Raw genomic sequence first — 12,609 nt, 5'->3', positions numbered from 1 at the left:
CTCCATATGAAGATAATAGCTTCACCGAACTGCTGTGGAGAAGCGAGCTCCTCGGGCAAGCGGCGATGTTCGTTCACCGAGCGGTGGCCAGTGTTGTCGGTATCGCTCGTTAGCATTTGCGTGTGGACCCACTGCTCAGTCAGGTATTGAAAGCCCTTATCGTGGCGCTATTCGCTGTGATCGCAGTGGCGGCCAATCCGCTCATCGGCTGGCTTCTTGCCAAGATTGACCAGCCCACACCAAAACAGGATGATGATCGCTTGCTTGAGCCGCAGCGTGTGCTTCCCGGCGGGCGTTGGATTGGCATGCTTGAACGCGTGGCGACCTACAGCACGCTCATGGCCGGGTTCCCCGCCGGGTTGGCGATGATCGTCGCGGTCAAGGGCCTCGGCCGTTACCCAGAACTGCACGCACAGGCGAGCCCGCGCATCGGTGAGCTGTTCATCATTGGCACGATGCTCAGCATGCTGTGGGCTGCCGGATGTGCGGGGCTGGCCTACTGGTTGATCCGGCTTTGGTAGCGGTGGTTGGCTGATGGACACCGTAACTTATTGCTGATCGCGTTAAATCAAACCTTGCGCCCAGCTGCGGCGTAACAATCCGTGTTCTTGTGTGTTTGCATAGCCAAGAGTGCCGCGGCCACAAGGAAGAGCGCGTAAATGAACACTGCGACTTGGGGGAATTCAGTGGCATTCACGACGATTGCCAACCAGCTTCCGACGCTAGTGCCGAGAGCAGTCGCGGCGAAAGACCAGCTCATGATGCGCCCAAACCGTGAGCCTCGAAAGCTACGCTGACGCAACGTCGTTGTGAGGACTGCCCGCATCCGGGCGAGGAAACCAATGAAAAGTGCGTAGACAATACCGATCCACCATGAGATTTGGCCATTTGCGGTCGCGAAAGCGATGCTCAAGGCGAGAAGAAAGACAACCGTCATCCAAAGGAGTCTGGAAACAGTACGGGAGAGATCTCCGAGTTTAGAGAGTGCCTTTGCTATCCAGGGGCCGATGGTTGCGCCAACACCAAAGGCAGCTACGGTGAGCCCGAGTGCATCGGTGGGTGGCATGTCTGAGGAGGCTGCCCCCGCCAAGTAGACATAGATTCCACCCACTGTGGCTCCCGTCGCAGTGAGAAAGCTGAACAGCGGCGAGGCTACGCCAGTCGTAACCAGATCTTTCATAAACGGCTTGAATGCCATACGTTTTCCGAAGACTGCGAAGTCCTCAGCATCCTGTTCTACTGGCGGGAGCGTAACCACTGTTCGTGAACTTACGAAGCGAAGCAGTGTGCCGGCTGCGGACAAGGTCATGTTTGCGGCCAGCAGCACGTGAATTGATACACCAGCCAAGACACTACCTAGCGGCATGGCGAAGACGATTCCGATGAACGCGAGGATCGAGTAGATCGACGCGTTAAAGGTCATGGCTTCATCAGGGTCTGCCTGGGCGAGCTGTTGGCCGTAAAACTCCTCGACCACATCGGTAATCGCTGGGAACACTACCGAGATGAGCAGATAAACAATAAGCACGGGGACCAATAGCGACGGGGCAACCAGGATGATGATGAACGCCACTGCACTGACAACGGCCTCTAGCAAGTCGGAGGCGATGAGAACACCCGCGGGACTGAACCGGGCGAAGAAACTGGCCATCACAGGAGACGCGAATGAGATCAACTCACCGGCGGTGGTCAAGACAGCTACCCACACGACTGGAAGAAGGCCTAGAGCGACGAGACCATCTGAGCCGCCTTCGATCAGTCGTGTACCCAAGATGGAGACAACAAGTCCTGCGGTCATCCAGCGGCGAGCATGCGTCAGCGTGCGTGCGGGAATGGACGAAGAACTCACAGGGACACATTAACGGACGGAGGATCTAAGCGCGCTCCCCTTAGGGCCTGCACAGGACCAAACCGTAGTCTCATTGCGACGGTAGGACCGTCGGCATTAAATACAACATCTGATAAGAGGGGCGGACCAGTAGGAAAAGGAAAGACTAATAGCGGAAAACTTAATTCAGCTGCGCCAGAACAGGCAAAAACCGCGGAGGACGAGTTCTTCGCTTTTGCGGCAGAGGCATCAGACAAGTGAACCAAACTCGAGGCGCGGACCTTACCGCGCCTCGCTTGGTTTCCATGGAATTCCTCGACGGCGACCGATTCATCAGCGCAAATGTCGCCTGGAATGCAGCGCGACGTGAAGCGAACCGACTTGGACTACGCGTCGTGCAGCCGCCACCTCCGGCGAACGAGGCACTGTTCAAGAGCCACGTGGTCCCTACCTCACTGTGGTTTGAAGAAACGAAGGTATCACAGTCCACGGGTAAAGGACTGGGGATTCAAGCTTGGGCAAGCGGGTTGTTCGAGGCGTTTGAGCATGGTGCGGCGACATATTCTCTTCCCAATCAAACCTCACCTGTTGTCTCGCGTACCCTCAACTCTTCTCAACTTGAAGAGAGTGACCTTCGCTATAGATTTGCCGCGTCAAAGCGACGAACTCGACCTCAACCAACAGTCGAATTTGAGAACGTGACCACGGGGGAGCGGGTTCTTTATCCTGCGGTGGCTGCGGACTTTGGATATCAGATTTTAGACCAGGATTTCGATTTGTTGTACTTGGATCGCACTTGCACGACCAAGGGGTATGCAGCAGGGCACACGGTTGCAGACGCACAAATTCATGCATTGAATGAGCTAATCGAGCATGATGCCCTCTCGGCGTTCATGCTCTCACCTGTTATAAGTTCATGCGCCCCAATTGATATTTCAGTTGAAGGGTTTGCTCCCGCAACTAATGTTATCCGGATTTTAAAGAATTCTGGCGCCAGTGATATTGCGATTGTTAAGTTGCCTTCAATTGCTTCGACTGTAATCTATGTCTGGTTGCGCGCACCCTCTGGCTCAATATTGACTGGCATTGGTTGTAGCTCAAACCCGATGGTAGCGCTTTTGCGGGCATTAACTGAATCACACCAAGAGCTTGTCGCTGATCAGAAGGGCATCACCTTCCTGGATGAAGGCGGAGTATCTCTAAGCAACCTGGACAGATATCCAGTGCTGCGCCGTTTGGCGATACCTATGCGTCCTCAGGGCGCAGGGCGAGTCCACATAATGGATCTGGCATTACAGGAAGCCGGCCGCCCTCAGGATCCTTCAAGACAGCTTCAGGAGAACGGAATTGACTGCCTTCGCCGAGTGATATTCGAAACGTCGAGTGTGGTAGTGATTCAGGTATTAACGCCTCAACTAGAACGCTTCGCTGAACTGGTATTCGGTAGGCCAATAGTTCCGACTGGAAGGCTCGCGAATCCTGGCCTAGTAAAAATACTCACTGCAAAGGAAATCGAGTAATGTCTATTCTTGCTAGCGGTCCCTTTGGTGAGGCAGACCTGATTGCTGACAAAGCGGCACATCTTTTCATTGCGGCGGGGGCGAATGAGGAAGCGGTGCGCTACGCCGTGCACCCATTACTCGACAACTACGTCTGGGAAGCGTGCCGGACAGGGATCATTCCCGAACCGGCCCCAGGACTGCTGACTGCGCATGTTCCAGGACATCCAGGGGAAACTTGTAGGTGGTTTGATCGCAGTCACTCGGCCGACTCGCTCTTGAAGGAGGAACTCAAGGACGCGCTAATCGTAGAACTCGATCAGAATGTCGGTGTTCAAGTGCCATCCCGTCAGTTTCAAGACTTCATTCGCGATGCAGGCAGGTTCTCGTCCGGGCTATTCCTGATATTTGGGACTCGACAAAGCCTTTTGTGACCCGGGTCTATGACATGCAAACCGAAATGGTTAATAGTGCCACCTTCGATAACATCGGCGGAGCAGTAGTACTTAGTTCGTCATTGATTTCCCACAACAAAGAACGACGGAAGCAGGTCATAGCCTTGGCGGAGTGCCTTCTCCACGAGGCCGCTCACAGTAAATCATTCCGAATCTTCCGCTCTTTTAAGCGAGTTAGTGTCCCGGAGTCACCTGAGTTCATTGATATCCCATGGTGGCGTACTGGTAGGGGGACGTGGAATTGGGATATAGATCGTTCAATTGTGGCTGCTCATGTGTATACGCATCTCTCTACGTTCTACAAGGTTCTTGCTGCAGAGGATTCTGATTTTGAATATCGCGGTAATATTATGGCATTCCGGGCGCGCTTTCTTAGCAACGTGCTACTTCAATTAGGAAATGAGTGGATTGACAGCGAATGGAGGGCTTTCATTGAATGGTTCTCGCAAGCGATTCCCACTATATCTGGGATAAGTGAGGCGGGTGCTCGTGAACTCAATCGAGACATCAGGACCCTCGATAACTATCATTTGATCTCAGCTGGACCGGCGTAACACGAAGCAGTTGTTGTCGGGTGGCTATGTGTGGTCGCGAAGATGCTTCGAGGTGGTCTCGAGGTGTGGGCCCGAGAAGCGCACGCCTTCCTTTCATTGTTCGTACTCTGGCCGCAAGTGGGATGTATTTAAAATAGATTAACGGCTCATCGCAATTGAGGGTGTAGTTGGTTTCTGAACCCACCGCTTTCGAGGAGTGATCGGGCGATGTAGTTGGTCAGGTTTCGGAAACCCAGAGCATTACCGCGCAGGTGTTCCAGTCGACCGTTGATCGCTTCAGTTGGCCCGTTACTGGTGCCGGGCTGTCGAAAAATAGGCGAGCACGTCAGCGGCGCGTTTGGTTAGCGTGCGACCAAGACTACGGACCTCCTTGAGCGCGGCGGGGACACGGCCGCCGATGGAACTGATCACAGCGCGCATCGTTTCTCGGCCGCGGGCACGGTCGGGATCGCGGTAAGCGGCGATCATGCGTTGGTAGATGCCCCAGGTGGCTTCCACCTCGACGTGCACTTCGTTCGAGAACAGCTCCTCGAGGCGTTCTTGCTGGCTGGGTGTGAGCAACCTGTGCCCGGTGAGCAGGGTGCGGCGGGCGCGGTAGAGCGGATCGGTCTTACGGCCACGGCGACCGCAAAGCTCTTGTTGCACGCGGCGACGGCACTCGTCCAACGCCTCACTGCCTAACCGGACTACGTGAAATGGATCAAGAACCGGAACCGCTTCAGGCAATTCCTCGAGCGTTGCGGTCTTGTAGCCGGCGAAGCCGTCCATGGCGACAACCTCGACACCATCGCGCCAGGCTTTCGGACGGGCCTCGAGCCACCGCTTGAATGCTTGCTTCGTGCGGCCCTGGACCATGTCCAACAATCGGGCGGGACCGGTACCGGTGTGCGGGCCGGTCAGATCGATGATGACGGTAACGCATTTGTCGCCACGACGCGTATGCCGCCACATATGCTCGTCTACCCCGACAACGCGCACGCCGTTGAGCCGGGCGGGGTCATTGATCAGAACACGCTGACCTTCCGCCAGCACCGCCGTGTTCGCGGTGTTCGAGGACACGGCCAGGGCATCGGCGACACGGCCAACGGTCAGGTGCTGGGTGACGAGCCCGACCAGCGCCCACCGCAGCGCCCGGCGAGAGAGCTTCGAGCGTGGTTCGGCTGCCTTGCTCGTGTCCTGGCGCCACGCATGCCCGCACTCATGGCACCGGTAGCGGCGGACCCGGACCTGTAGCACGGTGGGCAGCCAACCCAACGGTTCGTGCGCCAGGCGGCGAACGACGGTGTCACGGCGCGAACCTTGACCGCCACAGCGTCGGCATCACTGATCGGGTTCGACAACACGGCATTCGAGGATCGTGAGATCCGGTTGGAGGTGTTGGCCCGTTACTTCCAAACCGAGCTCGTCCAGACGGCAGAACGTGGTCAAGTCAGGGGTGAGGAGGGTAGCGTTGGACATGTCGCGGTCTTTCGGATGGTGAGTGTGAGAACTTCCATCCTCGAAAGGCCTCGACCCCTATCCAGGTAACGACGCGCCTCCACAGTTCACCCGCCCGCTACACCCTCAATTGCGAAGAGCCCCTAGTGTTCGGCAGCTCGTCATTCACTATTAACTAAGCAGGGTTCTATTTTCACTACAGTTATGAACAAACTCAAAGGTGAGGTGTAGATGACTGTGGTCAATGTAACTAAAAGCAATAGAGTGGCATGGATTGTTTCCGTCTTGCTGGTATTGTTCATCATGGCAACATCAACGGGTACTGGGACTGCTTGAGCTAGTGAGTCCTTCGCACGGCCACCAGAGGGATATCCAATGACGGATAGAATGTTGATGGTCAATAATCCAAAGGTAAGGCTGCGCGTCATTCCCGTTCACCGTGGCTATTACGACGCAAGTCTCGATGGTAGGCCCGAAGCGGGGTTTGGTTATGATAAGGCACGGCATCGACATGGATGATCAGATATAGAATCGATCCGATGGATACTGAATTCAGATAGTGTTCAAGTGCAGGGCACTACTGCTGTATTATTAGGATATAGTCAGCGATTCAAGTGTAGTGGGAATACGTGCACTGAAGTTGAGCGTGTGCAGATTAAGGGAATCGCTATCCAGGACGCTCGATCGGAGTGGTATGGCCATAAGTTCCCCAAGCCGGTAGACGCGCTCGGTCTGCAAACCATGTACTGCAATTATCCTGACGGAGATAAACGACTAAAATGCGATTCATGGGTGTACGAACAGGTCTACGCAGCGGCCCGAGGGCTTCCTCTCGTACCTTTCTACGCGGATTCCGATGAGGGGACAGGGCTAGCCTCTGGGGGTGGCGAGAGTGTCACTATTGAAGTAGCGGGATATCAACCATTAACAGAGCAGGAAGTATACGATTCGTTGCATTAAGGGAGAGGTGTAGATGTGACAAGCTCAAACATCCGATTCGTCATGGAAGAATATGATGTTGAACACCTTGACCGGCACCTTCTGTGGATGTACCCATTCATTATAGGGCGTGAATTTTACTGTCCAGAACTGCGGGTGACCTGGGTTGAAATATCCGGAGAAAGGCCAGCGCTTAATTATTTGTTTTGGGACAAGCGGGTAGGTGGGTTGGTTGGGCAGTCTTTCGTTCTGCCAAGGCCAGGGTTGCGTAAGGCGAGGTTGGTTGATGCGGAGATTGCTGCATCGGAGTTCGCTGAGCCAATGGGATATCTCGGGCGAGACGCGTATGGTGTGCTTTGGGAAGACGGATGCGGGCCGATTCCTCCCTCTCGGTGCGTTGTTAATCCCAGCAATTTCGCTGCTTGCGTATTTGATGAAGAGAGTGAATCCTCATCGCCGAGTCTCGTAGAACCCAATTTCTTTACTGGAGCAGTCGAAAATGCGGAATCGTTAATCCGACGCCGCTTTCCTTCGGCTCATCGCGTACTGTTATTTCTTAATAATGGTGTAGCTTCTCAAGTCGGTTCGCCTATTGATTGAACAGTTTGGTGCCTCCGGATACATTTTTTGAAGTCGTCCGCAGTTGGCTGCATGAACTCCCGCCCAGCGGGGCAGATGATGGCGTGTAATGCTGAGGTCGTCGCTTCGGCGAAACTAGCCGTTCTGTTCAGCGATGAGCTTGACGAGCCGGTCGGCGATCACATCCGCATCTTCGCCGTCCACCACAAGCTCGACGGTGTCGCCCTGAGCAATACCGAGTGAGAGCACCGCGAGGATGCTGGCCGCATCCACGCCGGGTTCACCAGGAGTTTTCGAAATGGTGACTTTGGCACCGCTCTCGCCCACGGTTTTTACCAGCTCGGATGCGGGGCGGGCGTGCAGGCCGACCGGGTCGTTGACGGTAATGGTGCGAGTTGCCTGTGACATGGGTATTCCTTCCGGGGTGTATTGCACTCAAGTGTGACTTCGCGGGTGGAGAACTTGTTTGCACCCTAGGGTGTGTTGGCCAGCCGAACTTCAAGGCCAGCGTCGCGGATCACCTCGGCCTGTTCGGGGTCGACTGCATCGTCGGTGATCACGGCGTCGAGCGCGCTCAGCGGTACGACCTTGTTGAGCGCGGCAGTGCCAAACTTGCTCGAGTCAGCCAGCAAATAGCTGCGGTTTGCGTGCGCGATTGCCTGGCGCGAAAAGTCGGCTTCGAGCACGTGAAAATTGGTGACGCCGCGTTCGGCCGAGATGCCGGCGCAGCCGAAAAAACCGACATCAAAATAGAGCCGCTGCAGGTTCCACATGGCCAGCGGTCCAGAAATCGACGACTCATCGGCGCGCACATTGCCACCGGGGATGACTAGAGCGATTTCTGGGTTGGCCAGTAGGGTGCTGGCGATCGGTAGGGTGTTCGTCACCACCGTGAGCGGGCTGACCTCGACGATTTGTTCGGCGAGTATTTGCGTGGTGGTGCCGTAGTCAAGAAACACCGTCATGCCGGGTTCAACCAGGGATGCTGCCTGCCGGGCGATAGTGCGCTTGCGTTCGACGTTGAGCGTGCGACGCTGCTCGAACGCTGATTCGCGCCGCTGGTCGCGCAATACAGCGCCGCCCCGGACGACAGTGGCGACACCCTCTTCTTCGAGACGGTAGAGATCTTTGCGGATGGTCTCGCGGGAGACCTGAAATTTTTGGGCGAGGTCGCTGATGCGCACCGTGTGTTCGGCGCGCAGTGCGGCCGTGATCTCGGCGCGGCGTTGGTTGGTTGCCATACTGTTCACTCCAGACCGACGGGAGCGGGGGATACTTCTATTTTGCGTTTGCAAAATTAAGTTTGCAAGTAATTTGCCGCAGAATTGGCAGCTTGCGGTCTTTAGTTTGCCTCCGGCACGTTCAGCTGGATGATTCAACATCAACTTGGCAATTGCAAGGCCGGATGCTGCTGCGCATCCTGGCATCAATTGACAATGATTATTGTTAATCGCTACGGTTGGCTGATTCTGTTTGACGCGCGTGCAAATGAGAGGAACAGGATGCGCAAGTTTTCGAACCTGCTCGGAATGGCCGGTGCAATTGGTGCCGTATCGCTGGCACTGGCCGGCTGCGCAAGCGGTGAATCACCTGCTGCCAATAACAGCGACGGGATTTCAGTGGTGACTACCACCACCCAGCTCGATGACTTTGCTCGCGAGGTGAGTGACGGCACGGGTGCTCAGGTAACAACGCTGCTGAAGCCCGGTCAATCGGTACACGGCTTCGAACCCACCGCAGCTGACCTCGAGGCGCTCCGCAACGCGGATGTGGTGATTTACAACGGCGTCGACCTCGAACCCTGGCTCGACGACACGCTCGACGCTGCCGAGTTTAAGGGCGCGCGCATCGACGCATCGGTGGGCATTGACGTGCACGAAGATGATGATGCGCATGACCACGATGATGATGCGCATGACCACGATGATGATGCGCATGACCACGATGATGATGCGCATGACCACGATGATGATGCGCACGATCACGACGATGATGCGCATGACCACGATGATGATGCGCATGACCACGACGATGACGCGCACGAACACGACGATGACGACCATGACGACCACGGCCACGGCGGCCACGGCCACGGCCACGGCGGCCACGACCACGACCACGGTGGTGTAAACCCGCACATCTGGACTTCACCCAGCAACGCAGAAGACATGGTCGAAAACGTGGCCAAGGGTCTTGCTGACACCGACCCCGATAACGCTGCCACCTACAAGAAGAACGCTGAAGCCTACAACGAGAAGCTCGACGACCTCGACGAGTGGGTCGAAAGCAACATCGACCAGATTCCCGAAGACAAGCGTCTGCTGGTTACCAACCACGACGCTCTCCACTACTTCAACGACGAGTACGACGTCACCTTCGTCGGTTCGATCATCCCCAGCTGGGACGACAATGCCGAACCCAGCGCTGCCGAACTCGACGAGCTGATTGCCAAGATCAAAGAGCACAAGGTTCCCGCGATCTTTGCCGAACAGCAGCTATCGCCCGACACCGCGAAAGCAATCGCCAACGAAACCGGCGCCAAGGTCTACTCCGGCGAAGACGGACTCTACACCGACGCGCTCGGACCGGAAGGCAGCGACGGCGAGACCTACATCGGTTCGCAGATCCACAACGTGACCCAGCTGGTTGACTCGTGGGGCGGCAAGGTGAGCGAGGTGCCCAGCAGCCTGAAAGACGATAAGTAGGCTAATCGGGTGACTCACACATCCAACGAACGGCACATCCCCGAAACCTCCTCGCAGGTTCGGGGATGTGCCGTTCCACCCACCGCGCAGTCGGCGCAGTCACCGGTCGTGGAATTCCGCTCGGCCAACCTGAGCTACGACGGCTCCGCCGTGGCGGCCGCCGGCGTCACCCTCACCGTCCGGCCCGGTGAGGCGGTGGCGCTGATCGGCCCCAACGGCGCCGGAAAATCAACCGTGCTGAAAGCACTGCTCGGGCTCGTATCAGTTATCGACGGTGAGCTGCGCGTGTTTGGCGGCAATCTCGATCGGGCCAGCAACCGCATCGGCTACCTCCCGCAGCGAGCCGACCTCGACGCAAACTTCCCGGTCTCGCTGCGCCAGGTGGTCATGATGGGCCGCTACCGAGAACTTGGTATCTTCCGCTGGCCGGGTAAAACCGATCAGCAGGCGGTGGATGCGGCACTCGAGCGGGTGCGGCTCACCGACCGCGCCGACCGTGTTTTCGGTGACCTCTCGGGCGGACAACAGCAGCGCGGCCTGCTCGCCCGCGCGCTCGTATCCAACCCGAAACTGCTGCTGCTCGACGAACCCTTCAACGGGCTCGACACCACCAATCGCACGGCTCTGCTTGAAACGCTGCGCGAATTGCGAGGCGAAGAAATGGCCATCATGGTTGCAACCCACGACCTCGAAATAGCCACCCAGGCCTGCACCCACGCACTACTCATCAACCACCAGCAGGTCGCATTCGGGCCCGTTGCCCAAGTGCTCACCGACGCCTCGGTGGTCACCACCTTTGGTGAATCAACCGATCACCGAGAGACGCACTCCGATGCGATCGCGCATCCGCATCCCATTCCGCACACGAGCACAAGCGAGCCGCTGCCGTGACCGATCTCGTGACCATTTTCGGTGCGTCATTCATGCAGCGGGCACTGTTTGCGGTCATCTTGATTGCCACTGTTGCAGCCGTGGTGGGGGTGGCCCTCAACCTGCGCGAACTCGAGTTTTTGAGTGACGGAATCGTGCACGCGGTTTTCCCGGGCGTGGTGATCGGGTTTCTTGCGGCCAGCTACGACGGCATCTATCTCGGCGCAATCATCGCGGCACTGATCGCCACCGTGCTGCTCACGCTGGCGGCGCATCGCGGCGTGGGCGAGGATGCGACCACGGCCGTGCTGCTTTCGGGCTCGTTCGCGCTGGGCGTCGTACTGATTTCACGATCAACCAGCTACGCGACCGGGCTTGAACACCTGCTGTTCGGGCAGCTACTCACAATCCGAACCGCCGATCTGGTAGCAATCGCAGTGCTGGGAGGCGCAGCGCTGGCCACCGTGCTGCTCACCTGGAAGCAACAGCTGTTTATTTCGTTCGATCCCGCCGGCGCGCAGGCAGCCGGACTGTCGCTGCTCGCCTACAAGCTGGCCCTCAACCTAGCGATTGCGGCGGTTGTGGTGGCCGCATCCCGGGCGGTTGGTAATCTGCTGGTGCTGGCCATGCTCATCGTTCCCGCAGCTATCGGCCGGCTGGTATCGCGTCGACTGCACGTGATCGTGCCGGTGGCGATCGTGAGTTCGGTGCTGGTTTCGGTTGCCGGGCTGATCTGCGGCTATTGGCTTTCGGTGGATGCGCGGCTCACCATCTCACCCTCGGCCGTGCTCGTGCTCATGATGGTTGCGGTGTACCTGATCGTGGCAGCAATTAGCACGACTTCAACGCGAGTGAAACTTGTTAAACAACGCTCGCAGCGGCCGAGTCGTGCCGAGGCGGTAGCCACATGACGCTCTTTCAAACAGCACTCTTGGCGGCGGTGCTCGTTGGATTTTTGTGCGGGCTGGTGGGTTGCCTCGTGGTGCTGCGCCGCCGCGCCTTTTTCACCGTGGCGCTCACCCACGCCACTTTCCCCGGCGGGGTGATGGCCGCGGTGCTGGGTGTCAATATCGTTGTTGGCGCCGGGGTGATGGGCGTGGGGCTCGTGGCGCTGATGGTGGCGCTCAGCCGCATCCACCGGCAGGGTAAACAGGTGGCCTCGGGCATCGTGCTCTCGTTTGGCTACGCCCTCGGCGTGTTTTTGCACGCGCTCAACCCACAGCTGCCGGTGAAAGTTGAGTCGTATCTCACCGGCTCCATCCTGGCGATCCCGCCCGAAAACATTGCCATCATCGGTGTCGTGCTGCTGATTGCGCTGCTCGCCGTCGCGCTGTGGTGGAAAGAACTGCTGTTTTCGAGCTTCGATCGCGGCGGGTTTGTCGCCAGCGGCTACCGCGAGTGGCGCACCGAGGTGCTCGTGCTGCTGTTGATCACGCTGACCGTCGTGGCAACCATGCCGGCAATCGGTTCCATCCTGGCGATCTCGATGATCGCGGCTCCGGCTGCCGCCGCGCGGCTACTCACGCAGCGCATCGAACGCCTCGTGCCGCTCGCCTGCGCGCTGGGCGTGGGTTCGGCAGTGCTCGGACTCTACGTCTCACGCTGGTTCAACCTGGCCGCCGGGGGAGCGATGGCAATCACTGCAACCATGATTTTTTTGCTGGCGTGGGGATGGAACGCGGCACGTGCGAGCATCCCGGCACGCACAAAGATTGCCCGCGGGTGACGACCTCGCCCTAGAGT

General features: G+C 57.6%; 12 protein-coding genes and 1 pseudogene. 8 read left to right on the top strand and 5 right to left on the bottom strand.

Translation table 11 applies throughout. The features are described from left to right. Positions 1–122 precede the first annotated feature (122 nt). A complete protein-coding gene (locus PV375_RS07385) occupies positions 123–521 on the top strand; it encodes a hypothetical protein (protein WP_230972840.1) in 399 nt (132 codons plus the stop codon). A 47-nt stretch (positions 522–568) separates the two neighbouring features. Here PV375_RS07385 and PV375_RS07380 read toward each other — a convergent pair whose 3' ends face one another. Beyond that, entirely contained in the window at positions 569–1,849 is a 1,281-nt protein-coding gene (locus PV375_RS07380; protein WP_332106766.1) for an MFS transporter, read from the bottom strand. Between the two features lie 284 nt (positions 1,850–2,133). Between PV375_RS07380 and PV375_RS07375 the strand changes: the two genes are divergently transcribed. Beyond that, positions 2,134–3,348 carry a YcaO-like family protein gene (locus PV375_RS07375; protein WP_332106765.1) on the top strand — a complete coding sequence of 405 codons (1,215 nt, stop codon included), beginning with the start codon at positions 2,134–2,136 and terminating at the stop codon, positions 3,346–3,348. After that, complete coding sequence (locus PV375_RS07370) at positions 3,348–3,761, top strand: hypothetical protein (RefSeq protein ID WP_332106764.1); 414 nt, start codon at positions 3,348–3,350, stop codon at positions 3,759–3,761. Before PV375_RS07375 ends, PV375_RS07370 begins: the two co-directional genes overlap by 1 nt. A gap of 721 nt (positions 3,762–4,482) precedes the next feature. Here the strand turns inward: PV375_RS07370 and PV375_RS07365 are convergent. Beyond that, positions 4,483–5,794, bottom strand: a pseudogene (locus tag PV375_RS07365) (ISL3 family transposase). 140 nt (positions 5,795–5,934) lie between these two features. Beyond that, a complete protein-coding gene (locus PV375_RS07360) occupies positions 5,935–6,174 on the bottom strand; it encodes a hypothetical protein (RefSeq protein ID WP_332106763.1) in 240 nt (79 codons plus the stop codon). 601 nt (positions 6,175–6,775) lie between these two features. On the opposite strand from PV375_RS07360, the gene PV375_RS07355 reads away from it, so the two are divergent. Next, positions 6,776–7,312, top strand: a complete 537-nt coding sequence (locus PV375_RS07355; protein ID WP_332106762.1) for a hypothetical protein — start codon at positions 6,776–6,778, stop codon at positions 7,310–7,312. A 114-nt stretch (positions 7,313–7,426) separates the two neighbouring features. Here the strand turns inward: PV375_RS07355 and PV375_RS07350 are convergent, their stop codons facing one another. Together PV375_RS07350 and PV375_RS07345 are read right to left on the bottom strand one after the other, a co-directional pair. Then, positions 7,427–7,699, bottom strand: a complete 273-nt coding sequence (locus PV375_RS07350) for an HPr family phosphocarrier protein (protein ID WP_332106761.1) — start codon at positions 7,697–7,699, stop codon at positions 7,427–7,429. Between the two features lie 65 nt (positions 7,700–7,764). Further along, positions 7,765–8,532 (bottom strand): DeoR/GlpR family DNA-binding transcription regulator, encoded by a 768-nt coding sequence (locus tag PV375_RS07345; protein ID WP_332106760.1) that lies wholly within the window; start codon positions 8,530–8,532, stop codon positions 7,765–7,767. Positions 8,533–8,793: 261 nt separating this feature from the next. On the opposite strand from PV375_RS07345, the gene PV375_RS07340 reads away from it, so the two are divergent. Genes PV375_RS07340 through PV375_RS07325 form a run of 4 tightly spaced genes read left to right on the top strand, consistent with a single transcriptional unit; the run spans position 8,794 to position 12,592 of the window. Next, a complete protein-coding gene (locus PV375_RS07340) occupies positions 8,794–9,996 on the top strand; it encodes a metal ABC transporter substrate-binding protein (RefSeq protein WP_332106759.1) in 1,203 nt (400 codons plus the stop codon). A 9-nt stretch (positions 9,997–10,005) separates the two neighbouring features. Then, positions 10,006–10,887 (top strand): metal ABC transporter ATP-binding protein, encoded by an 882-nt coding sequence (locus PV375_RS07335; RefSeq protein ID WP_332106758.1) that lies wholly within the window; start codon positions 10,006–10,008, stop codon positions 10,885–10,887. Beyond that, the gene (locus PV375_RS07330) at positions 10,884–11,777 is read left to right on the top strand and encodes a metal ABC transporter permease (protein WP_332106757.1); all 894 of its coding nucleotides are present in this window, start codon (positions 10,884–10,886) and stop codon (positions 11,775–11,777) included. The genes PV375_RS07335 and PV375_RS07330 overlap by 4 nt, the downstream gene beginning before the upstream one ends. Then, positions 11,774–12,592, top strand: a complete 819-nt coding sequence (locus tag PV375_RS07325) for a metal ABC transporter permease (RefSeq protein ID WP_332106756.1) — start codon at positions 11,774–11,776, stop codon at positions 12,590–12,592. The genes PV375_RS07330 and PV375_RS07325 overlap by 4 nt, the downstream gene beginning before the upstream one ends. The last annotated feature ends 17 nt before the right edge of the window (positions 12,593–12,609 follow it).

The sequence above is a fragment of the Gulosibacter sp. GYB002 genome, from assembly GCF_036577665.1.
GTDB classification, from domain to species: domain Bacteria; phylum Actinomycetota; class Actinomycetes; order Actinomycetales; family Microbacteriaceae; genus Gulosibacter; species Gulosibacter hominis.
This window is presented reverse-complemented; position numbering and strand designations above follow the sequence as displayed.

Bases quoted from the DNA above. Each gene is read 5' to 3' on its own strand.
- PV375_RS07340 (WP_332106759.1), top strand. From the start codon at position 8,794: ATGCGCAAGTTTTCGAACCTGCTCGGAATGGCCGGTGCAATTGGTGCC.
- PV375_RS07355 (WP_332106762.1), top strand. From the start codon at position 6,776: ATGGAAGAATATGATGTTGAACACCTTGACCGGCACCTTCTGTGGATG.
- PV375_RS07345 (WP_332106760.1), bottom strand. From the start codon at position 8,532: ATGGCAACCAACCAACGCCGCGCCGAGATCACGGCCGCACTGCGCGCC.
- PV375_RS07350 (WP_332106761.1), bottom strand. From the start codon at position 7,699: ATGTCACAGGCAACTCGCACCATTACCGTCAACGACCCGGTCGGCCTG.
- PV375_RS07370 (WP_332106764.1), top strand. From the start codon at position 3,348: ATGTCTATTCTTGCTAGCGGTCCCTTTGGTGAGGCAGACCTGATTGCT.
- PV375_RS07325 (WP_332106756.1), top strand. From the start codon at position 11,774: ATGACGCTCTTTCAAACAGCACTCTTGGCGGCGGTGCTCGTTGGATTT.
- PV375_RS07375 (WP_332106765.1), top strand. From the start codon at position 2,134: ATGGAATTCCTCGACGGCGACCGATTCATCAGCGCAAATGTCGCCTGG.